We start from the raw sequence: 20,972 nt of genomic DNA, 5'->3' as shown, positions 1-20,972 counted from the left end.
TTTTTGACGTCAGGTTTATCGATGAAACGTGTTTCTCAACTGACCGCGCTGGCCCTGCTCTGCGGCCTCGCTTCAACCTCCTCCGTGGCGGCTGATATGCCCCATTCCATGACCCTTTCCCAGCTTGAACAGCAGCGCGGCAAAGTGATTGATACCCGCGTTAGCGCCTTCTACAACGGCTGGCCGCAGACGCTGAGCGGCCCCTCCGGACATGAACCCGCCGCGCTTAATCTCTCGGCGTCCTGGCTTGGCGCGATGAGCGACGAGCAGCTCCGCGGCTGGGCTAAGCAGCATCAGCTGACTCCGTCCACCCCGATTGCGCTCTACGGCAGCGACGCGGATAACCAGGCGGTAAAAGCGCGGCTGGAAAAAGCGGGCTATCCGCTGGTTTCGACCCTGAGCGATGCGCTGCAAAACCCTGCCCGACTGCAACGTTTAGCCCACTTTGAACAGCTGGTTTATCCGCAGTGGCTGCATCAGCTTCAGCAAAACAAACCGGTGGTGGCCGCCCCGGAGAAAACGTGGAAAGTGCTGGAAGCGGGCTGGGGCGCGCCGAAGTATTTCCTGCTGAGCCATATTCCGGGCGCGGGCTATGTGGACACCAACGAGGTAGAGAGCGAGCCGCTGTGGAACAAGGTGTCTGACGACAAGCTGAAAGCGATGCTGGCGAAACACGGTATTCGGCACGACACAACGGTAATCCTGTATGGCCGTGACGTCTACGCCGCCGCGCGCGTCGCGCAGATCATGCTCTACGCCGGGGTGAAGGATGTGCGCATTCTGGACGGCGGCTGGAAAAGCTGGTCTGACGCCGGGCTGCCGGTTGAGCGCGGAATGCCCGCCGAGGTCAAACCCGCTGCTGATTTTGGCGCGCCGATCCCCGGCCAGCCGCAGCTGATGGTCGATACCGAACAGGCGCGCGGCATGTTGCATCGTCAGGACGCGTCGCTGGTCAGCATCCGCTCGTGGCCGGAGTTTATCGGTGAAACCAGCGGCTACAGCTACATCAAGCCAAAAGGTGAAATTGCGGGCGCCCGCTGGGGTCACGCCGGCAGCGACGCCACCCACATGGAAGATTTCCATAACCCGGACGGCACCATGCGCAGCGCGGACGACATCGCCGAGATGTGGAAGACCTGGAATATCCTGCCCGACCAGCACGTAGCGTTCTACTGCGGTACGGGCTGGCGGGCGTCCGAAACCTTTATGTACGCCCGGGCGATGGGCTGGAACAACGTGTCGGTCTACGACGGCGGCTGGTACGAATGGAGCAGCAATCCGAAGAACCCGGTCTCCACCGGGGAGCGCGGGCCTGAGAGTTCACGTTAAGTGATGTCACCCCCTCTCCCCTTTGGGGCGAGGGAATATTTAAGCGTCACATACCCGCTCCAGATGCGCGTTGCGGTGGTCAGCCAGCACAACGCGCCAAACACCCACGCGAACCACGCAAAGTACGCCGGGAAGAGGCAGCACAGCACGAACATCACGATCGTTTCCGTCCCTTCCGTCAGCCCCCCGATGTAATAAAACGACTTATGGGCGTAGCCCGGATTAGCGATATCGTGCTTCGCCGCCAGCGCTGCAAAGGCCAGAAAGCTGCTTCCGGTGCCGATAAACGCAAACAGCAGCCACGCGGCGGCCAGCGCGTTTTCACCCGGCATTGCGAGCGCAAAGCCGAACGGCACCAGCGCGTAGAAGAGGAAATCGAGCGCGATATCTAAAAATCCCCCCGCATCGCTCAGCCCGCGCCGACGCGCCAGCGCCCCGTCCAGGCCATCCAGCAGGCGGTTAATCACGATCGCCACCAGCGCCGCCGTATACCAGCCGAGCGCCAGAAAAGGCAGCGCCAGCACGCCGACGGCAAAGCCGGCGAGGGTCAGGCCGTCGGGGGTGATGCAGGGCTTATCCAGCGCCGCCGCGATCTGGTTTAAAGCAGGTTTCAGGCGCGGATGCAGATGCTTATCAAACATGCGGTTTCTCTTTGAAGGTGGCGCACAGCCCCTGGGCCGGAATATCCAGCGCCGCGTTAAACCGCGCGGATAAGTTCTGAAACGCAATCAGCGCGGTCATTTCGGTAATCACGTCGTCGGTAAAGTGCCGTTTTAACGCCGCTTTTAACGCGTCGTCCACCTGCGGCGGCGTGGCGGTGACGGCCTCGGCATAGGCCAGCGCCACGCGCTCTTCGTCGGTGAAAAGCGTGGCCTCCTGCCAGCGGCTGACCGCCTGCACTTTATCCAGCGCACCGCTGCGCTCAGCCAGACGCAGGCTGTTGGCATCAATGCAAAAATCGCAGCGGCAGAGCTGCGATACGCGGGTCATTATCAGCGATCGCATTACTGGACTTAAGCGTGCACTGCGGCGTTCAAGGAAGCCGACAAACAGCGCCACCAGCCAGAACAGGCGCGGCATTCGCCCCCACCAGCGGGTGGGATTGAGCACGGCACCAAAGTGTTTTTTCTGCATGGCGGCGATAGGTTTTAAACTGGCGGGCAGGCTTTTGACGGGGGCTACCCAGGCGGGTGTCTCTTTCACCGGACTCTCCTGATGGCTGGACTCTTTGAAAGGGCAAGATAATATGTCGTTTTTTGCGAGCAAGTATTGATAACCATGCTGAAAACTATCGATGTTGTGGCCGCCATTATTGAACGGGATGGCAAAATTTTACTGGCACAGCGTCCGGCTCACGCCGACCAGTCCGGGCTGTGGGAATTTGCGGGCGGGAAAGTCGAAGCCGGAGAGACCCAGCCGCAGGCGCTAATCCGCGAGCTGCGCGAAGAGTTAGGCATAGATGCCAGCCCCGGGCGCTACGTCGCCAGCCATCAGCGGGAAGTGTCGCAGCGGCTGATTCATCTTCACGCCTGGCACGTGCCGGAATTTCGCGGCGAGGTCACGGCGCATTACCACAGCGCGCTGGTGTGGTGCTCGCCGCAAGAGGCGCTAACTTACGCATTAGCGCCTGCGGATATCCCCCTGCTGAACGCCTTTATCCTCTTACGCGACGCCAGACCAGCGGATTCGTACTGATGGTTTTCTCATCCCGCTGACACTGCAACAGCACGCCGTCGGCTTTTACCACCGCCCCTTCTGAATAGTTCTGATCCTGATAAATACAGCACTGATTGCAGGGCTGCGAACGCTGCCCGCCGGTGCTGAATACCTCTGGCGGGACATTCACCTCGACATCCGGGCGAATGCGGTCGGCCTGGGCCCCTGCGGAGACCAGGGCAAGTAGTGCGATCGTCACATAACGGTTCATAGCGTTCTCTTTTTGTCGTCTTCTGATAATGACTATAACGGTAATCCTGCCAGGAACTTAAATTTCTCGCGTCATCGTTTTTCGTTATGACCCGGGCGTTATGATGAATTTCACTTTAGGGCGAAATTTCCGCTTGCTTCACAAAGTAGTGCGGGTGATATAGTCGAAAAAACAGCATAAATCGACTACGCAACACACATAAAAAACATAAGAGGTTCTTATATCTATGGATCAGACACGCTCTCTGGAAACTTTCCTTGCCCACGTTCAACAGCGCGACCCGCACCAGAGCGAGTTTGCTCAGGCGGTGCGCGAGGTCATGACTACCCTGTGGCCATTCCTAGAAGAAAACCCGCGCTATCGTCAGATGTCGCTGCTTGAGCGACTGGTGGAGCCAGAGCGCGTGATCCAGTTCCGCGTGACCTGGGTCGACGACCGCAATCAGGTGCAGGTTAACCGCGCCTGGCGCGTGCAGTTCAACTCGGCGATTGGGCCGTTTAAGGGCGGTATGCGCTTCCACCCGTCCGTGAATTTATCGATTCTGAAATTCCTCGGCTTTGAGCAGACCTTTAAAAACGCGCTCACCACCCTGCCAATGGGCGGCGGTAAAGGCGGCAGCGACTTCGATCCGAAGGGCAAAAGCGAAGGCGAAGTGATGCGCTTCTGCCAGGCGCTGATGACCGAGCTGTATCGCCATCTTGGTCCGGACACCGACGTTCCGGCAGGCGATATCGGCGTGGGCGGTCGCGAAGTGGGCTTTATGGCCGGGATGATGAAAAAGCTTTCCAACAACAGCGCCTGCGTGTTCACCGGTAAGGGTCTTTCGTTTGGCGGAAGCCTGATCCGCCCGGAAGCGACCGGCTACGGTCTGGTCTATTTCACCGAGGCGATGCTCAAGCGTCACGGCCTGAGCTTTGAAGGAATGCGCGTGGCGATTTCCGGCTCCGGCAACGTGGCGCAGTACGCGATTGAAAAAGCAATGCAGTTCGGCGCCCGCGTGGTGACCGCCTCTGACTCCAGCGGCACCGTGGTGGACGAAGCCGGCTTCACCGCCGAAAAACTGGCGCGCCTGTGCGAAATCAAAGCCAGCCGCGACGGCCGCGTGGCGGATTACGCCCGCGAGTTTGGTCTGACCTACCTGGAAGGCAAGCAGCCGTGGGGCGTGCCGGTGGATATCGCCCTGCCGTGCGCCACCCAGAACGAGCTGGACGCAGAGGCCGCGCGCACGCTGATTTCCAACGGCGTGAAGGCGGTAGCCGAAGGGGCGAACATGCCAACCACCATCGAAGCGACGGATCTGTTCCTGGAGGCGGGCGTGCTGTTTGCACCGGGTAAAGCGGCCAACGCCGGCGGCGTGGCAACCTCCGGGCTTGAGATGGCGCAAAACGCCGCGCGTCTGGGCTGGAAAGCAGAGAAAGTGGACGCGCGTCTGCACCACATCATGCTGGATATCCACCACGCCTGCGTGGAGTACGGCGGCGACGCGCAGCAGACCAACTACGTGCGCGGCGCGAATATCGCCGGGTTCGTGAAGGTGGCGGATGCGATGATTGGTCAGGGTGTGATTTAAGTTTTATTGTGCGGTCAGGTGCCCTCTCCCACGGGGAGAGGGAGAAAACCCGCCAATGTAGGCCCGGTAAGCGTTAGCGCCACCGGGCATTTTTCAGGCATGAATTTATGATTTATGACGCGGCAACGCGCTTTTTCTTTTTGAACGGTTTCTTCGCGCCGCCCGGTGCCACCATTCCTCTGAACTGCTTCACCGGCGTGCTGCGCGCCTGATCGATCAGCTGGTAGAGCGTTCCCACCAGCGGCTGCATAAAGTCCTGATAGCGGCACTGCTTTTCGCTGATTTGCGTCAGCACCGATTCCCAGTGCGCCGTCATGTCCGGTCGGGCGGCCAGCTCAGGCAGCGAATGAATCAATGCGCGTCCCGGCTCAGTCGAGTGAATATAGCGCCCTTTTTTCTCCAGGAATCCACGCTTGAACAGCAGTTCGATGATCCCCGCGCGGGTTGCTTCGGTGCCGAGGCCGTCGGTAGCGCGCAGGATCTTCTTCAGATCTTTATCCTGCACAAACCGCGCAATCCCGGTCATGGCCGACAGCAGCGTGGCGTCGGTGAAATGGCGCGGCGGCTGGGTTTGACGCTCAATCACCTCGCCCTTTTCGCACAGCAGCTCGTCGTCTTTTGCCACCACCGGCAGCGGCGTGCCGTCGTTCTCTTCGTCGCGCTCTTTGTTGCCGAGCAGCGTGCGCCAGCCCGCCTCGGCGAGGAAACGCGCTTTGGCGACAAACTTGCCTTTGGCAATTTCAAGCTCGATGACGCATTTACGGAACACCGCGTCCGGGCAGAACTGCATCAGGTACTGACGCGCCACGAGGTTGTACACCTTCGATTCGTTTTCCGTCAGGTTGACCTTGCTGGCGCGGGCGGTCGGGATGATCGCATGGTGGGCATCCACCTTTTTATCATCCCAGCAGCGGTTATGGGTGTCCGGATTCACCGCCGGCTGCGGGAGCAGATCCGGGGCGTGAACGCCGATAGCGTTCATCACCGAGTGGCGTCCGGCAAAGTGCTCTTCCGGCAGATAGCGGCTGTCGGAACGCGGATAGGTAATGAGCTTGTGGGTTTCATAAAGCTTCTGGCAGATATCCAGCACGTTCTGCGCGCTCAGGCCGAAGCGTTTGGCGGCCTCAATCTGCAAGGTGGAGAGGGAAAACGGCAGCGGCGCGGGTTCTGATTCCCGTTTATCGTTATAGCTGGTGACAATCGCAGGCTGGCCGGTAATGCGGTTGACCACATGCTCCGCCAGCGGGCGGTGCAGCAGCCTTCCCTCTTCATCCTGATACGATTCGCAGGCGTCGCTGGGCTGCCAGGTGGCGGTAAAACGCTCGTCTTTTGGCGTGACGATATGCGCTTTCACCTCAAAGAAGTCTTTAGCGACGAAGTTCTCGATCTCTTCATCGCGACGCACCACCAGCCCCAGCACCGGGGTCTGAACGCGACCGACCGATAACACGCCCTGATAGCCCGCGTTACGCCCCAGAATGGTGTAGGCGCGGGTCATGTTGATGCCGTAAAGCCAGTCGGCGCGCGCGCGCGCCAGCGCCGACACGCACAGCGGGATAAACTCGCTGTTGGCGCGAAGGCGGGAAATAGCGCGCTCCACGGCCTGCGGGTTGAGATCGTTAATCAGGCAGCGCTGCACCTGCTGGCGCTTTTCGGGGGCGAGTTCGAGATAATCCAGCACCTCGTCCACCAGCAGCTGCCCCTCTCTGTCCGGGTCACCCGCGTGAATGACTTCAGACGCCTCGTGCAGAAAGCGCTTAATGACGTTGAGCTGTTTGGTGACCGACGGACGCGGCTGCAACCGCCATTTTTCCGGCACGATAGGCAAATCGTTGAGGTTCCAGCGGGCGTAGCGGCTGTCGTAAACATCCGGCTGCGCCTGCTCGAGCAGGTGACCGATACACCAGGTCACCACCTGTCCGTTACCGCACTCGATAAAGCCGTCGCCCTTGCGATGCGGCTTTGGCAGCACATCGGCAATGGCGCGCGCCAGGCTCGGCTTTTCGGCAATAAACAACCGCATCGAATTAACGGATCTCAATCATCGGACGTCCACCGCGCGCCGTCACCAGCTCGCCGATGGCCGTCAGGGTAATACCAAACTCAGCGGCCGCCGCCTGAACCTCGGCTTCCGCCTCAGGGGTGACCGCCAGCAGCAGGCCGCCGGAGGTTTGCGGATCGCACAGCAGGTTGCGCCACGCTTCCGGCATCTCGCCCATCAGGTGGCCGTAGCTCGCGAAGTTGCGCTGCGTGCCGCCGGGAACGGCGCCCTGCGCGATGTACTCTTCAACGCCCGGCAGTTTTGGGATCGCCTCATAGCAGACCTGCGCCTGTACGCCCGCGCCCTGGCACACCTCGGACAGGTGGCCGAGCAGGCCAAAGCCGGTGACGTCGGTCATCGCCTTCACGCCGTCGATGTTGGCAAACGCCGCGCCCGCGAGGTTCATCTGGCACATCACTTCCGTTGCCAGGCCCACGTGTTCCGGTTTCAGCAGGGATTTTTTCTCGGCGGTGGTGAGAACGCCAATGCCGAGCGGCTTGGTGAGATACAGCTTGCAGCCCGCCTGCGCCGTACTGTTGCGCTTCACGCGCTCGGTCGGCACCACGCCGGTGACGGCGAGGCCAAAGATAGGCTCAGGGGCATCGATGGAGTGGCCGCCTGCGAGGGCAATGCCCGCCTGCTGGCAGGCAAAGCGCCCGCCTTCAATCACGTCGCGGGCGATTTCCGGGGCCAGGGTGTTGATCGGCCAGCCCAGAATCGCAATCGCCATGATTGGCTTGCCGCCCATCGCGAAAATATCGCTGATGGCGTTGGTGGCCGCAATACGACCGAAGTCGAACGGGTTATCGACAATCGGCATAAAGAAGTCGGTGGTGCTGATAATGCTGGTGCCGTTACCTAAGTCATAAACCGCTGCATCGTCACGCGTTTCGTTACCGACAAGCAGGTTCGGGTCGACAAACTTCGCCTGTTCGCTGTGCAGGATGGTTTCCAGCACTTTCGGGGAAATTTTACAACCGCAACCGGCTCCGTGGCTGTATTGCGTTAAACGAATGGTTTGCTCGCTCATGAACATCTCCTGATATCACAATCGCGCTATGGTAGCGCTCATTCCATAAAGAGGTAAGTATGACTGTCTGAATTCTGCGGCGGATGCTCAGAATCCAGACAGTTTAGCGCGCGTTCTTATAAACGGCTGATGAAAGGCGACGTGTCCGGCACGCTGATGGTGCTGGAGGCCTTAAGCTGCGGCGTGCCGAGATAGAGGAAACCGACGATTTTATCGTGCTCGCCGCACGACAGGCCTTCACGCACCGCCGGGCTGTCGGTGAGCGGCCCGGTGCGCCAGATGCCGTTGAAGCCCTGCGCGACGGCGGCCATCTGCATCGCCATCACCGCGCAGCCTGCGGACATCTCCTGCTCCCACACCGGCACCTTATGGTCGGCCTGGCATTTTGCCACCACGGCGATGATCATCGGCGCGCGAAACGGCGCGTTGCGGGCCTTGTCGATCCCTTTTTCATCTTGCCCGGCGGCAATCGCGCCCTGCTCCAGCAGCGCGCTGAAGCGCTCGCGGCCATCGTTTTCAATAATAAAGAAATGCCACGGCTGGAGCGTGCCGTGATCCGGCGCGCGCAGTCCGGCGCGCAGAATGTTTTCCAGCTGCTCGCCCGCAGGCGCAGGCTCGGCCAGACGGGAAGCGCTACGACGGTTAACAAGCAGTTCAAGTGCGTCCATTGGTTAACTCCTGTCTTGAAATTTACTCACAAAATTAACACGACAGCAGAATTTGTTACAGCGCGGCGGGCGATTCCTGCTGACAAGTGGCGGTTGGGTCATTACGATAACCTCCACATTGCCGTCCACCGACGACGGATACAGTCATTTTCTGGTTTAGGGAGAATACATGCGAACCCTTTGGCGAATCTTTGCCGGTTTCTTTAAATGGACGTGGCGACTGCTTAACTTCGTCCGCAACCTGGTGATGAACATCTTTTTCATCTTCCTGGTTCTGGTTTGCGTTGGCATCTGGATGCACATCAGCAGCTCCAGCCAGGCGCAACACGCCACCCGTGGCGCGCTGCTGCTGGATATCACCGGGGTGATTGTTGACAAACCCTCCACCAGCAACCGTCTGGGCGTGATTGGCCGCCAGCTGTTTGGTGCCACCTCCGATCGCCTACAGGAAAACTCCCTGTTCGATATCGTCGACACCATCCGTAAGGCCAAAGACGACCGCAACATCACCGGGATCGTCCTGGATCTGAAAGATTTTGCCGGGGCCGATCAGCCGTCTATGCAGTACATCGGTAAGGCCCTGCGCGAGTTCCGCGACAGCGGGAAACCGGTCATTGCCGTGGGCGATAGCTATTCGCAGGGGCAATATTACCTGGCGAGCTTCGCCAATAAAATCTGGCTCTCCCCGCAGGGCACCGTGGATCTGCACGGCTTCGCCACCAACGGCCTGTACTACAAATCCCTGCTCGACAAGCTGAAAGTGACCACGCACGTCTTCCGCGTTGGGACCTATAAATCAGCCGTTGAGCCGTTTATCCGTGACGACATGTCTCCTGCCGCCCGTGAAGCGGACAGCCGCTGGATTGGCGAGCTGTGGCAGAACTATCTCGGCACCATCGCCGCGAACCGCCAGATCGCCGCTGAGCAGGTCTTCCCTGGCGCGCAGGGCGTGCTGGACGGTCTGCGCAAGACCGGCGGCGATACCGCGAAATACGCGCTGGATAACAAACTGGTTGATGCCCTGGGCACCAGCGCAGAGATTGAAAAATCCCTGACCAAACAGTTTGGCTGGAGCAAAGAGGATAAAAACTACAGCGCGATCAGCATGTACGACTACACGACGAAAAAACCGGATGACAGCGGTGATAGCATCGCCGTGGTGTTTGCTAACGGTGCCATCATGGACGGTCAGGAAACCCCGGGTAACGTCGGCGGTGATACCACCGCGTCGCAGATCCGCGATGCGCGTCTGGATCCGAAAGTGAAAGCGATTGTGCTGCGCGTCAACAGCCCTGGCGGCAGCGTCAGCGCCTCTGAAGTGATCCGCGCTGAACTGGCCGCCGCGCGCGCCGCCGGTAAGCCTGTGGTGGTCTCAATGGGCGGTATGGCCGCGTCCGGGGGGTACTGGATCTCTACGCCAGCGAACTACATCGTGGCGAACCCAAGCACCCTGACCGGCTCCATCGGCATCTTCGGGGTGATTAACACCGTTGAGAACAGCCTGGATTACCTTGGCGTGCATACGGACGGCGTCGCCACGTCGCCGCTGGCGGATGTCTCCGTGACCAAATCCCTGCCGCCGGAAGTATCAGAGATGATGCAGCTCAGCATCGAGAACGGCTATAAGCGCTTTATCACGCTGGTCGCCGACTCGCGCAAGAAGACGCCGGAGCAGATCGACCAGATTGCTCAGGGCCACGTCTGGACCGGTCAGGATGCGAAAAGCAACGGTCTGGTCGACAGCCTGGGTGATTTTGACGATGCCGTCGCGAAAGCGGCCGAGCTGGCAAAACTGAAACAGTGGCACGTTGAATATTATCAGGACGAGCCATCGTTCCTGGATATGGTGATGGACAGCATGTCCGGCTCCGTGCGCGCCATGCTGCCGGAGGCGCTTCAGGCGTATCTGCCTGCCCCGGTCGCCACGGCGGCGAAAGCCATGAAAGCAGAGAGCGACAAGCTCGCGGCGTTTAACGATCCGCAAAGCCGTTACGCATTCTGCCTGACCTGCGCTAACGTCCGTTAACTCCCGTCCCCTCTTCCCGCGAAGAGGGGATTTTTCTTTGAAGAACAAGAACTGACAACCATGCAGAAGAAATCGATTTATGTGGCCTATACCGGCGGTACTATCGGTATGCAGCGCTCTGAAAATGGCTATATCCCGGTCTCCGGCCATCTGCAACGCCAGCTGGCGCTGATGCCTGAATTCCATCGCCCGGAGATGCCCGACTTCACGATTCACGAGTATGAACCGCTGATGGACTCCTCGGATATGACGCCGGAAGACTGGCAGCACATCGCGGATGACATTAAAGCCAATTACGACAAGTACGACGGCTTCGTGATCCTGCACGGCACCGACACCATGGCGTTTACCGCCTCGGCGCTCTCCTTCATGCTGGAGAACCTCAGCAAGCCGGTTATCGTCACCGGGTCGCAAATTCCGCTGGCGGAGCTGCGCTCGGACGGGCAGATCAACCTGCTCAACTCCCTTTACGTGGCGGCCAACTACCCGATCAACGAAGTGTCGCTGTTCTTCAATAACCGTCTGTATCGCGGCAACCGCACCACTAAGGCGCACGCCGACGGGTTTAACGCCTTCGCCTCACCGAACCTGCAACCGCTGCTGGAAGCCGGGATCCACATTCGCCGTCTGGGTACGCCGCCTGCGCCGCATACCGCCGGAGAGCTGATTGTGCATCCGATCACCCCGCAGCCGATTGGCGTGGTGACGATCTACCCGGGGATTTCCGCAGACGTGGTGCGTAACTTTCTGCGCCAGCCGGTGAAAGCGCTGATCCTGCGCTCCTACGGGGTGGGTAACGCGCCGCAGAACGGCGAGTTCCTGAAGGAGCTGCACGAAGCGAGCGATCGCGGGATCGTGGTGGTGAACCTGACGCAGTGTATGTCCGGCAAGGTCAACATGGGCGGGTACGCCACCGGCAACGCGCTGGCGCACGCGGGGGTGATCAGCGGCTTTGATATGACCGTTGAGGCGACCCTGACTAAACTTCACTATTTACTGAGCCAGGATCTGGACGTGCAGTCCATTCGCAGCGCGATGATGCAAAACCTGCGCGGCGAGCTGACCCCGGACGAATAAGGAGGCTGTATGACGCAACGTGCTCTGTTATTGGTCGATCTGCAAAATGATTTCTGCGCGGGCGGCGCGCTGGCCGTGGCGGAAGGCGACAGCACCGTTGACGTGGCAAACGCGCTGATCGCCTGGTGTAAAGCGCGCGGTGACGCGGTGGTGGCAAGCCAGGACTGGCATCCCGCCAACCACGGTAGCTTTGCCAGCCAGCACAACGTTGAACCCTTTACCCAGGGGCAGCTCGACGGACTGGCGCAGACCTTCTGGCCGGATCACTGCGTGCAGCAGACAGAAGGTGCAGCGCTGCATCCGCTGCTGGATCAAAAAGCCATCGACGCCGTGTTCCACAAGGGCGAGAACCCCGCTATCGACAGCTATAGCGCGTTTTTTGACAACGGGCATCGTCAGAAAACGGCGCTGGACGAGTGGTTGCGCCATCATGAGATCACCGAGCTTATCGTTCTGGGGCTGGCGACGGACTACTGTGTGAAGTTCACCGTGCTGGATGCGCTGCAACTGGGCTACCGGATAAACGTGATTACCGACGGCTGTCGCGGCGTGAATATTCAGCCGCAGGACAGCGCGCTGGCGTTTATGGAGATGTCCACCGCCGGTGCAACGCTGTATACGCTGGAAGACTGGCTGGAAACGCACGCGTAAACCTTTAGCCGGGTGGCGCTACGCTTACCCGGCCTACATATCCAAAGAACGTAGGTCGAGTAAGGCGCAGCCGCCACCCGGCAACGCCCCCTCCCCCCAATCTCCATAAAGTGAACTCCCTCGCATCTTAAGCGAAACGGCGATGTTATTCTTTTTTCGCTGTTTTTTCGCCACGCCTTTCCGTGGCGTGGTTACTTTTGAATGTCAAAGAGGAACACGTATGAAACGTTTGCCATTGCTGGCAGCATTACCCTTGCTTTGCGCGTCGGTTGCGTCCGCCAGCTCACTGATGTCCGTGGGCTATTTTAACGGGGGCGGCGATGTGACCGCCGGGCCGGGAGGCGATATCCACACCCTCGACGTTCGCCAGATCACCCACCTCAACTACTCTTTCGGTCTTGTCTATAACGATGAAAAAGACGAAACCAACGACGCCTTAAAAGATCCGGCGAAGCTGCACCAGATCTGGCTGTCTCCGAAAGTGGCGTCCGACCTCGCGCTGATCCCTACCCTGCGTAAACAAAATCCGAATTTGAAAGTGCTGCTCTCGGTTGGCGGCTGGGGCGCGCGCGGCTTCTCGGGCGCGGCGGCGACCAAAGAGACGCGCGCGGTGTTTATCCGCTCCGCGCAGGAAATTGTGGCGAAATACGGTCTGGACGGAATCGATCTCGACTGGGAGTTTCCGGTGAACGGCGCGTGGGGTCTGGTTGCCAGCCAGCCGGCCGACCGGGATAACTTCACCGCGCTGCTCAAAGAGCTGCGCGACGCCTTTGGGCATAACAAGCTGGTCACCATTGCGGTGGGCGCGAATGCGGAAAGCCCGAAAAGCTGGGTGGATATTAAGGCCATCGCCCCGCTGCTCGACTACATCAACCTGATGACCTACGACATGGCCTACGGGACGCAGTACTTCAACGCCAACCTGTATGACTCCAGCGCCTGGCCGACCGTTGCCGCCGCCGACAAATACAGCGTGGACTTTGTGGTGAATAACTACCTTGCCGCCGGGCTGAAGCCGCAGCAGATGAACCTCGGGATTGGTTTCTACGGTCGCGTACCGAAGCGCGCCGTCGAGCCGGGTATCGACTGGTCAAAACCGGACGCGCAGAAAAACCCGGTGACGCAGCCCTACTTCGGGCCGGCGGAAATCGGCCTGTTTAAATCCCTGGGCTATGACCTGACGAAAGACACCTACGTGAAGTACAACGATATCGTCAAAAAGCTGCTGAACGATCCGCAGAAGCGTTTTACCGAGCACTGGGATGACCAGGCGAAGGTGCCGTGGCTGTCGGTGAAATCCGCAGACGGCAACGCGCTGTTTGCCATCTCCTATGAGAACCCGCGTTCTGTAGCGATCAAAGCGGACTATATCAAAGAGAAAGGCCTGGCCGGGGCGATGTTCTGGGAGTATGGCGCGGACGACAACAATCAGCTGGCAAAACAGCTGGCGGAGTCGCTGGGGATCCCGCACAAGTAGCATGACAATCAAGCCCTCTCCCGCCGGGAGAGGGCATCAACCTGCACCGTTATTGCAATTTCATCGTCGCAATCGGTTTTGGCGTGATGCCAAAATCTTCTTTCAGCTCACGCTTGCTCTTCATCACCATCTGACCTTTGGTGTCGATGGTCATGTGCTGAGCGTCTGTGTTATGGCGCGCCTGCCACAGCATCACCAGCTGCAAACTGTTCTCTTTCTGCTCCGGCGTCAGCGCGACGCCATCCGGCCATTTTCCAAGCTCGACCGCTGTCGCCAGACGCTGGTAAACCTCCGGCGTCATGCTGTTAACCATGTCATCAATATTCATGATGCGCCCCTTTCAAAGGAATAATTTGCTGAATCGTTTTTTCAACCTTTTGTCCGGTCGCCGTTTTCATCATCGGTGAAGCTCAGCGAGGCTGAATTCACGCAAAAACGCTCGCCCGTCGGCTGAGGGCCGTCCGGGAAGACGTGGCCCAGATGCGCGTCGCATTTCCCACAGCGGATCTCAACGCGCTTCATGCCGTGCGAGGTGTCTTCCAGGTAGCGGATCGCGTCATCGCTGACCGGCTCAAAAAAGCTCGGCCAGCCGCAGCCGGAGTCATATTTGGTTTGCGAGTTAAACAGCGGAGCATCGCACACCAGGCAGTGGTAGACGCCGTCACGCTTGTTGTGCAGCAAACGCCCGGTAAACGGCGGTTCTGTGCCGTGATTTTGCGTGACGTAGAACTGCATTTCGGTCAGGTTTTTTTTCAGATCTTCAGGGTTATTTTGATTCGACATATGCTTACATCTCTCTGTAGAAACAGACATCTTTTGCCCCGGATTCTAACAAAACATTAACACCAGCGCGTGGACTTTTGTTCTAAACTTATTAGTCGCGAAAAGGCGCACAGGCAATTGTGATCGCATTCACATTTTTATCCTGACAGCCCTTTAAAATTCCGGGCGCAGCCCCCATGTGGTTGCTAGCTCAAAGGGAAAGTGAGGCGAGTCAGTCGCACAAACGTTAGTCACAGGATTGATTTGTCGCAATGATTGACACGATTCCGCTTGACGCTGCGTAAGGTTTTTGTAATTTTACAGGCAACCTTTTATTCACTAACAAATAGCTGGTGGAATATATGACTATCAAAGTAGGTATCAACGGTTTTGGCCGTATCGGCCGTATTGTTTTCCGTGCTGCTCAGGAACGTTCTGACATCGAAATCGTTGGTATCAACGATCTGTTGGACGCTGAATACATGGCGTACATGCTGAAGTACGACTCAACTCACGGTCGTTTCAACGGCACCGTTGAAGTGAAAGACGGCCACCTGGTTGTTAACGGCAAAACCATCCGCGTTACTGCTGAAAAAGATCCAGCTAACCTGAAGTGGAACGAAATCGGTGTTGACGTTGTAGCTGAAGCTACCGGTATCTTCCTGACCGACGAAACCGCGCGTAAACACATTACCGCTGGTGCGAAAAAAGTTGTTCTGACTGGTCCATCCAAAGACAACACCCCAATGTTCGTTCGTGGTGCAAACTTCGAAACTTACGCTGGCCAGGACATCGTTTCTAACGCATCCTGCACCACCAACTGCCTGGCACCACTGGCTAAAGTTATCAACGACAACTTCGGTATCGTTGAAGGCCTGATGACCACCGTTCACGCAACTACCGCTACTCAGAAAACCGTTGATGGCCCGTCTCACAAAGACTGGCGCGGCGGCCGTGGCGCGGCTCAGAACATCATCCCATCCTCTACCGGTGCTGCTAAAGCAGTAGGTAAAGTACTGCCAGAACTGAATGGCAAACTGACTGGTATGGCGTTCCGCGTTCCAACTCCTAACGTTTCCGTTGTTGACCTGACCGTTCGTCTGGAAAAAGCTGCTTCTTACGAAGAAATTAAGAAAGCAATCAAAGCTGCTTCCGAAGGCGACATGAAAGGCGTTCTGGGTTACACCGAAGACGACGTTGTTTCTACCGATTTCAACGGCGAAGTGTGCACTTCTGTGTTCGATGCTAAAGCAGGTATCGCACTGAACGACAACTTCGTTAAACTGGTATCCTGGTACGACAACGAAACCGGCTACTCTAACAAAGTACTGGACCTGATCGCTCACATCTCCAAATAAGTTGAGATGAGATCCTGATCCTAAAAGGCGACTTCGGTCGCCTTTTTTATTGCTTTAAAGACAGAGGATTGCGTAATGATTAATAAAATTTTTGCACTTCCGGTAGTCGAACAACTTACCCCTGTGCTCTCCCACCGCAAAATTGAAGATGCTGACGTTATCGTGGTGGATCACCCGCGCGTTAAAGCATCCGTCGCGCTGAACGGCGCTCACCTCCTCTCCTGGAAGCCAGAAGGCGAAGTGGAAGGCCTGTGGCTCAGCGACATCACCTCTTTCAAAAAAGGCGCGGCTATTCGCGGCGGCGTACCGATCTGCTGGCCGTGGTTTGGCCCGGCGGCGGAACAAGGCCTGCCCGCGCACGGCTTTGCCCGTAATCAACAGTGGACGCTGAAAGCGCACAACGAAGATGATAACGGCGTGGTGCTGACCTTTGAGCTGCACAACAACGAGGAAACCCGCAAGCTCTGGCCGCACGACTTCACCCTGTACGCGCGCTTTAAGCTGGGTAAAACCTGTGAAATTGAGCTGGAAGCGCACGGCGAGTTCGAAACTTCGTCGGCCCTGCACACCTATTTCAACGTCGGCGACATCAGCACCGTGCAGGTCAGCGGCCTGGGCGATAGCTATATCGACAAAGTCGACAACGCTAAAGAGGGAAAACTGAGCGACGGCATTCAGACCTTCCCGGACCGCACCGACCGCGTGTACCTGCACCCGGAAGCGTGCAGCGTGATCCACGATCCGACCCTCAACCGCGGCATTGAAGTGGTTCACCGCCACAACAGCAACGTGGTGGGCTGGAACCCGGGCCCGGCGCTGTCCGTCAGCATGGGCGACGTGCCGGACGACGGCTACAAAACCTTCGTGTGCGTCGAAACCGCCTGCGTTTCGCCACTGCAAAAAGCCAGCGCCGAGAACCCGACTCGCCTGGCCCAGACCATTAGCATCGTTAAACGCTAATCGTCCCGTTGCCCCTCTCCCGGAGGGGCATGAACGCTCATACCACGTCTAGCGGCGTTTTACCTGCCGGAGCCGGGAACGCCTTTTCAAGCTCAAGCAGCTCCTGCGCTGAAAGCGTAATCTCAAGCGCCGCCGCGTTATCCTTCACATGGTCAATGGACGCCGCTTTCGGGATCGCCACCACGCCCCGATGGCTAATCACCCACGCCAGCAAAATTTGCGCGGCGCTGGCGTGATGATGGCGGGCAATCTCGTTTACCACAGGATGATTCATCAACCCGGTGCGCAATCGCCCGGCCTGCGCCAGCGGGCAGTAGGCCATCACCGGCATACCCTGCTGCTGACACCAGGGCAATAAATCAAACTCGATACCGCGCGACGCCAGGTGATACAGCACCTGATTCGTAGCGCATTCAGTACCGCCTTCGGTTCCCCAGAGCTCCTGCATGTCGTCATAATCGAGATTCGACACGCCCCAGCGGCCAATTTTCCCCTGCTGCTGAAGCGTACTCATCAGCTCGACGGTTTCATCGAGGCCGAAGTTTCCCCGCCAGTGCAGCAGGTAAAGGTCAATATAGTCAGTACCCAGACGGCGCAGGCTGGCCTCGCACGCGGCTATCCCCTTTTGCCCGCCCGCGTTCCACGGGTAGACCTTCGAGACAAGATAGACCTTGTCGAGCTGGCCTTTAATCGCCTCGCCTACCACCTCTTCCGCACCGCCTTCCGCGTACATCTCGGCGGTGTCGATCAGCGTTAACCCCAGATCGATGCCCGCACGCAGTGCATCCGCTTCGGTTTGACGCTGGCTCGCCTTTTCGCCCATATACCAGGTGCCCTGCCCGACTGCCGGGAGGATGTGGTTATCAGGAAACATCACCGTTTTTGCACTCATCTCGCTCTCCTTTATTGCACCACCCTAAAACAAACGGGGCGCATAGCGCCCCGTTATGATGCATAGATTGCACTGTGATAATGCACAATCAGAATTTGTAGGATACCCCTACAGAGAAGATCCCGGACCAGGACTTGTCGACCATCGGGCTGTCTTTCACTTCGTCGCTCAAACGCACATAACGGCCGGTGCCGTAGACGTTCCAGTCGCCGAGGAAGTTGTAGCTCGCGGTGAGTTCCAGGTACGGATCCCAGCCGTCGTCAGCGTCATAGCTTTTCAGGCCGCTGCGACGGGACTCGTTTCTGGACACGCCATAATAGTAGTCGTTGTAGTTTTCACTGTTGTACTGCACACCGATACCCGGCGTCAGGGTCAGCGCACCGTTGGTATAACGGTAGAGCCAGGCCAGATCCCAGATAAAGCCGTTGCTGTTATCCAGGGTGTCGCCCGCCAGCGCGGTACGCAGGAAGCCATACTGGGTGTTATGCACGTAGGAAAGCCCGGCCATCATGGAGCTTTTACGCTTGTCGAGCTGGCGCATTGCGTGGCTGTCGCTGTCGCCCGGCTTGAAGTGCGTTGGGTCGTAGTAGGCCATGATAGAGAGCTTATCGGCCGTGTCGTTCCACAGATAATAGCCGCCACCAAGCCCGCGGAACCAGAAGTTATCGCCTTCATAGGTGACAACCGGTACCGGATACACATCGCGGTCGTACTGTTTGTACGGGCTGTTAATCACGCCAACACCCGCGCCAACAGTCCACTGATCTTCCGCTTGTGCGGTGCTAACGGAGGTGGCGACAAGTACGCCTAATGCCAGAAGTTTGAGTTTGGTCACAATCCATTCTTTCCTGTAGTCAAATAATCAGCGGGTGAAGTGTAACCGCCCTTGTCAAACAACCCAAATTTTTTGCCTGCTAATGAGTTTAATAAACCTCCTGTTATCCCCTTTTCAGATTACTGACAGCTTTCAATTATGTGACAGCAAAATGAAAAACGCCGTTTCGCCTTATATCAAAGGCGGAAATTTTTGGATGAGTTATTGATATGTCATTGAAATTGAATTTTCGTCCCATGCAAGTTTTGCAAATGCCATCTACGCTTTAATTTAAGAGGAGAAATACCTGAACACCTCGTGATACTTAGCGTCCGACCTGGCACACGGGTTGCTGCTTCGACAGTGAGGTGCGAGACATTCTCTTCCGGGAGCCTCCACTACTCATACGAACGGCTCTTATCCTGTGCTAAAAACGAAAGGACGGCATGCCATGAATATATTCGATCACTATCGCCAGCGTTACGAAGCTGCCAAGGACGAAGAGTTCACACTGCAGGAGTTTCTTACCATTTGTCGGCAAGATCGCAGTGCCTATGCCAATGCGGCAGAACGGCTATTAATGGCTATCGGCGAGCCAAACATGGTTGATACTGCCCTTGAACCCCGGCTTTCCCGTCTGTTTTCGAATCGGGTTGTGGCCCGATATCCGGCGTTTGAAGAGTTCTATGGTATGGAAGATGCCATTGAGCAAATCGTGTCCTATCTGAAACACGCCGCTCAGGGTCTGGAAGAGAAGAAACAGATCCTCTACTTATTGGGGCCTGTGGGTGGCGGTAAATCGTCGCTGGCCGAACGCCTGAAAGCACTCATGCAGCGCGTACCGATTTACGTGCTGAGCGCCAACGGCGAACGCAGCCCGGTTAACGATCACCCGCTGTGCCTGTTCAACCCGCAGGAAGATGCGCAGATTCTGGATAAAGAGTTTGGCATCCCGCACCGCTACCTCGGCACCATTATGTCGCCGTGGGCGGCGAAGCGTCTGCACGAGTTTGGCGGCGATATCACCAAATTCCGCGTCGTCAAAGTCTGGCCGTCGATTCTGGAACAGATTGCCATCGCCAAAACCGAACCCGGCGATGAGAACAATCAGGATATCTCGGCGCTGGTCGGTAAGGTCGACATCCGTAAGCTGGAACACCACGCGCAAAACGACCCGGACGCCTACGGCTATTCCGGTGCGCTGTGCCGCGCCAACCAGGGGATTATGGAATTCGTCGAGATGTTTAAAGCCCCGATTAAGGTGCTGCATCCGCTGCTGACCGCGACCCAGGAAGGGAACTACAACGGGACGGAAGGTATCTCCGCCCTGCCGTTTAACGGGATTATCCTCGCCCACTCGAACGAATCTGAATGGGTGACCTTCCGTAACAACAAAAACAACGAGGCGTTCCTTGACCGTGTTTACATCGTCAAAGTGCCTTACTGCCTGCGGATCTCCGAAGAGATCAAAATTTACGAAAAACTGCTTAACCACAGTGAGCTGGTCCACGCGCCCTGCGCCCCTGGCACCCTGGAAACCCTGTCGCGCTTCTCGATTCTGTCGCGTCTGAAAGAGCCAGAAAACTCCAGCATCTACTCGAAAATGCGCGTCTACGACGGCGAAAGCCTGAAGGACACTGACCCGAAAGCGAAGTCCTATCAGGAGTATCGCGACTACGCCGGGGTCGACGAAGGGATGAACGGTCTGTCCACGCGTTTCGCGTTTAAGATCCTCTCCCGCGTCTTTAACTTCGACCACGCGGAAGTGGCGGCCAACCCGGTGCATCTGTTCTACGTGCTGGAGCAGCAGATTGAGCGCGAGCAGTTCCCGCAGGAGCAGGCTGAACGTTACCTGGAGTTCCTCAAAGGCTATCTGATCCCGAAATACGCCGAGTTTATCGGCAAAGAGATCCAGACCGCCTATCTGGAATCCTATTCGGAGTACGGTCAGAACATCTTTGACCGTTACGTGACCTACGCCGACTTCTGGATCCAGGATCAGGAGTACCGCGACCCGGATACCGGCCAGCTGTTTGACCGTGAATCCCTGAACGCGGAGCTGGAAAAAATTGAGAAACCGGCCGGGATCAGCAACCCGAAAGACTTCCGTAACGAGATAGTTAACTTCGTGCTGCGTGCCAGAGCGCACAACAACGGGCGGAATCCAAACTGGACCAGCTACGAGAAGCTGCGCACGGTTATCGAGAAGAAAATGTTCTCGAACACCGAAGAGCTGCTGCCGGTCATTTCGTTTAACGCCAAAACCTCAACCGACGAGCAGAAAAAGCACGACGATTTTGTCGACCGCATGATGGAGAAAGGCTATACCCGCAAACAGGTTCGCCTGCTGTGCGAATGGTATTTGCGCGTGCGTAAATCGTCTTAACGCC

Annotated in this window: 20 protein-coding genes; 10 read left to right on the top strand and 10 right to left on the bottom strand. The window is 57.6% G+C overall.

The genetic code is table 11. The features are described from left to right. Positions 1-21: 21 nt before the first annotated feature. Positions 22-1,329, top strand: a complete 1,308-nt coding sequence (locus ACSVHP_RS00275; protein WP_447550589.1) for a sulfurtransferase — start codon at positions 22-24, stop codon at positions 1,327-1,329. Here the strand turns inward: ACSVHP_RS00275 and ACSVHP_RS00270 are convergent. Next, positions 1,326-1,970 carry a CDP-alcohol phosphatidyltransferase family protein gene (locus tag ACSVHP_RS00270; protein ID WP_447550588.1) on the bottom strand — a complete coding sequence of 215 codons (645 nt, stop codon included), beginning with the start codon at positions 1,968-1,970 and terminating at the stop codon, positions 1,326-1,328. The two genes, ACSVHP_RS00275 and ACSVHP_RS00270, sit on opposite strands and share 4 nt — an antisense overlap. After that, complete coding sequence (locus ACSVHP_RS00265; RefSeq protein ID WP_447550587.1) at positions 1,963-2,532, bottom strand: carboxymuconolactone decarboxylase family protein; 570 nt, start codon at positions 2,530-2,532, stop codon at positions 1,963-1,965. Before ACSVHP_RS00265 ends, ACSVHP_RS00270 begins: the two co-directional genes overlap by 8 nt. A 75-nt stretch (positions 2,533-2,607) precedes the next feature. On the opposite strand from ACSVHP_RS00265, the gene ACSVHP_RS00260 reads away from it, so the two are divergent. Then, entirely contained in the window at positions 2,608-3,024 is a 417-nt protein-coding gene (locus tag ACSVHP_RS00260; RefSeq protein ID WP_447550586.1) for a pyrimidine (deoxy)nucleoside triphosphate diphosphatase, read from the top strand. Here ACSVHP_RS00260 and ACSVHP_RS00255 read toward each other — a convergent pair. Then, on the bottom strand, positions 2,984-3,256 hold the full coding sequence (locus tag ACSVHP_RS00255) for a YnjH family protein (protein ID WP_234673620.1): 273 nt from the start codon (positions 3,254-3,256) through the stop codon (positions 2,984-2,986). The genes ACSVHP_RS00260 and ACSVHP_RS00255 overlap by 41 nt on opposite strands. Before the next feature lie 226 nt (positions 3,257-3,482). Between ACSVHP_RS00255 and gdhA the strand changes: the two genes are divergently transcribed. After that, entirely contained in the window at positions 3,483-4,826 is a 1,344-nt protein-coding gene (gdhA, locus tag ACSVHP_RS00250) for an NADP-specific glutamate dehydrogenase (protein ID WP_447550584.1), read from the top strand. A 112-nt stretch (positions 4,827-4,938) separates the two neighbouring features. Here gdhA and ACSVHP_RS00245 read toward each other — a convergent pair whose 3' ends face one another. From ACSVHP_RS00245 to ACSVHP_RS00235, 3 genes are all read right to left on the bottom strand, one after another. Continuing rightward, positions 4,939-6,849 carry a DNA topoisomerase III gene (locus ACSVHP_RS00245; protein WP_447550583.1) on the bottom strand — a complete coding sequence of 637 codons (1,911 nt, stop codon included), beginning with the start codon at positions 6,847-6,849 and terminating at the stop codon, positions 4,939-4,941. A gap of 4 nt (positions 6,850-6,853) precedes the next feature. Continuing rightward, the gene (selD, locus tag ACSVHP_RS00240) at positions 6,854-7,897 is read right to left on the bottom strand and encodes a selenide, water dikinase SelD (protein ID WP_447550582.1); all 1,044 of its coding nucleotides are present in this window, start codon (positions 7,895-7,897) and stop codon (positions 6,854-6,856) included. A 116-nt stretch (positions 7,898-8,013) separates the two neighbouring features. Beyond that, the gene (locus ACSVHP_RS00235) at positions 8,014-8,565 is read right to left on the bottom strand and encodes an NAD(P)H nitroreductase (protein WP_234673616.1); all 552 of its coding nucleotides are present in this window, start codon (positions 8,563-8,565) and stop codon (positions 8,014-8,016) included. 169 nt (positions 8,566-8,734) lie between these two features. On the opposite strand from ACSVHP_RS00235, the gene sppA reads away from it, so the two are divergent. The 4 genes from sppA to ACSVHP_RS00215 all read left to right on the top strand — a co-directional run bounded on the left by sppA (position 8,735) and on the right by ACSVHP_RS00215 (position 13,796). Then, complete coding sequence (gene sppA, locus ACSVHP_RS00230) at positions 8,735-10,591, top strand: signal peptide peptidase SppA (protein ID WP_447550581.1); 1,857 nt, start codon at positions 8,735-8,737, stop codon at positions 10,589-10,591. 60 nt (positions 10,592-10,651) lie between these two features. Beyond that, on the top strand, positions 10,652-11,668 hold the full coding sequence (gene ansA, locus ACSVHP_RS00225) for an asparaginase (protein WP_234673614.1): 1,017 nt from the start codon (positions 10,652-10,654) through the stop codon (positions 11,666-11,668). 9 nt (positions 11,669-11,677) lie between these two features. Next, a complete protein-coding gene (gene pncA / locus ACSVHP_RS00220; protein ID WP_447550580.1) occupies positions 11,678-12,319 on the top strand; it encodes a bifunctional nicotinamidase/pyrazinamidase in 642 nt (213 codons plus the stop codon). 220 nt (positions 12,320-12,539) lie between these two features. Next, complete coding sequence (locus ACSVHP_RS00215) at positions 12,540-13,796, top strand: glycoside hydrolase family 18 protein (protein WP_447550579.1); 1,257 nt, start codon at positions 12,540-12,542, stop codon at positions 13,794-13,796. A 49-nt stretch (positions 13,797-13,845) separates the two neighbouring features. Here the strand turns inward: ACSVHP_RS00215 and ACSVHP_RS00210 are convergent, their stop codons facing one another. Both ACSVHP_RS00210 and msrB read right to left on the bottom strand, forming a co-directional pair. Continuing rightward, entirely contained in the window at positions 13,846-14,124 is a 279-nt protein-coding gene (locus ACSVHP_RS00210) for a YeaC family protein (protein ID WP_234673611.1), read from the bottom strand. Positions 14,125-14,165: 41 nt separating this feature from the next. Beyond that, positions 14,166-14,579: a peptide-methionine (R)-S-oxide reductase MsrB gene (msrB, locus tag ACSVHP_RS00205; protein ID WP_417316574.1), complete on the bottom strand. Its 414-nt coding sequence runs from the start codon at positions 14,577-14,579 to the stop codon at positions 14,166-14,168. Between the two features lie 341 nt (positions 14,580-14,920). Here msrB and gapA point away from each other — a divergent pair, with 341 nt between their 5' ends. Both gapA and ACSVHP_RS00195 read left to right on the top strand, forming a co-directional pair. Continuing rightward, positions 14,921-15,916 carry a glyceraldehyde-3-phosphate dehydrogenase gene (gene gapA, locus ACSVHP_RS00200; RefSeq protein ID WP_234673609.1) on the top strand — a complete coding sequence of 332 codons (996 nt, stop codon included), beginning with the start codon at positions 14,921-14,923 and terminating at the stop codon, positions 15,914-15,916. 75 nt (positions 15,917-15,991) lie between these two features. Beyond that, positions 15,992-16,876 (top strand): D-hexose-6-phosphate mutarotase, encoded by an 885-nt coding sequence (locus tag ACSVHP_RS00195; protein WP_417316573.1) that lies wholly within the window; start codon positions 15,992-15,994, stop codon positions 16,874-16,876. Positions 16,877-16,913: 37 nt separating this feature from the next. On the opposite strand, the gene ACSVHP_RS00190 is transcribed toward ACSVHP_RS00195, so the two are convergent. After that, complete coding sequence (locus ACSVHP_RS00190) at positions 16,914-17,768, bottom strand: aldo/keto reductase (protein WP_447550578.1); 855 nt, start codon at positions 17,766-17,768, stop codon at positions 16,914-16,916. Positions 17,769-17,856: 88 nt separating this feature from the next. Next, a complete protein-coding gene (locus ACSVHP_RS00185) occupies positions 17,857-18,603 on the bottom strand; it encodes a MipA/OmpV family protein (RefSeq protein ID WP_234673606.1) in 747 nt (248 codons plus the stop codon). Positions 18,604-19,033: 430 nt separating this feature from the next. Here ACSVHP_RS00185 and yeaG point away from each other — a divergent pair, with 430 nt between their 5' ends. After that, positions 19,034-20,968 carry a protein kinase YeaG gene (gene yeaG, locus ACSVHP_RS00180; RefSeq protein ID WP_042717518.1) on the top strand — a complete coding sequence of 645 codons (1,935 nt, stop codon included), beginning with the start codon at positions 19,034-19,036 and terminating at the stop codon, positions 20,966-20,968. The last annotated feature ends 4 nt before the right edge of the window (positions 20,969-20,972 follow it).

The sequence above is a fragment of the Enterobacter sp. 186315 genome, from assembly GCF_053290175.1.
Note: the sequence above shows the minus strand (reverse complement) of the source record. Positions and strands in the feature narration are given on the sequence as shown.

Excerpts from the sequence above, each read along its gene's own strand:
- ACSVHP_RS00270 (WP_447550588.1), bottom strand. The coding sequence starts at position 1,970 with ATGTTTGATAAGCATCTGCATCCGCGCCTGAAACCTGCTTTAAACCAG.
- yeaG (WP_042717518.1), top strand. The coding sequence starts at position 19,034 with ATGAATATATTCGATCACTATCGCCAGCGTTACGAAGCTGCCAAGGAC.
- ACSVHP_RS00260 (WP_447550586.1), top strand. The coding sequence starts at position 2,608 with ATGCTGAAAACTATCGATGTTGTGGCCGCCATTATTGAACGGGATGGC.
- ACSVHP_RS00210 (WP_234673611.1), bottom strand. The coding sequence starts at position 14,124 with ATGAATATTGATGACATGGTTAACAGCATGACGCCGGAGGTTTACCAG.
- pncA (WP_447550580.1), top strand. The coding sequence starts at position 11,678 with ATGACGCAACGTGCTCTGTTATTGGTCGATCTGCAAAATGATTTCTGC.
- gapA (WP_234673609.1), top strand. The coding sequence starts at position 14,921 with ATGACTATCAAAGTAGGTATCAACGGTTTTGGCCGTATCGGCCGTATT.
- ACSVHP_RS00190 (WP_447550578.1), bottom strand. The coding sequence starts at position 17,768 with ATGAGTGCAAAAACGGTGATGTTTCCTGATAACCACATCCTCCCGGCA.
- selD (WP_447550582.1), bottom strand. The coding sequence starts at position 7,897 with ATGAGCGAGCAAACCATTCGTTTAACGCAATACAGCCACGGAGCCGGT.
- ACSVHP_RS00245 (WP_447550583.1), bottom strand. The coding sequence starts at position 6,849 with ATGCGGTTGTTTATTGCCGAAAAGCCGAGCCTGGCGCGCGCCATTGCC.
- ACSVHP_RS00215 (WP_447550579.1), top strand. The coding sequence starts at position 12,540 with ATGAAACGTTTGCCATTGCTGGCAGCATTACCCTTGCTTTGCGCGTCG.
- gdhA (WP_447550584.1), top strand. The coding sequence starts at position 3,483 with ATGGATCAGACACGCTCTCTGGAAACTTTCCTTGCCCACGTTCAACAG.
- ACSVHP_RS00255 (WP_234673620.1), bottom strand. The coding sequence starts at position 3,256 with ATGAACCGTTATGTGACGATCGCACTACTTGCCCTGGTCTCCGCAGGG.
- ansA (WP_234673614.1), top strand. The coding sequence starts at position 10,652 with ATGCAGAAGAAATCGATTTATGTGGCCTATACCGGCGGTACTATCGGT.
- ACSVHP_RS00275 (WP_447550589.1), top strand. The coding sequence starts at position 22 with ATGAAACGTGTTTCTCAACTGACCGCGCTGGCCCTGCTCTGCGGCCTC.
- ACSVHP_RS00235 (WP_234673616.1), bottom strand. The coding sequence starts at position 8,565 with ATGGACGCACTTGAACTGCTTGTTAACCGTCGTAGCGCTTCCCGTCTG.
- msrB (WP_417316574.1), bottom strand. The coding sequence starts at position 14,579 with ATGTCGAATCAAAATAACCCTGAAGATCTGAAAAAAAACCTGACCGAA.
- sppA (WP_447550581.1), top strand. The coding sequence starts at position 8,735 with ATGCGAACCCTTTGGCGAATCTTTGCCGGTTTCTTTAAATGGACGTGG.
- ACSVHP_RS00195 (WP_417316573.1), top strand. The coding sequence starts at position 15,992 with ATGATTAATAAAATTTTTGCACTTCCGGTAGTCGAACAACTTACCCCT.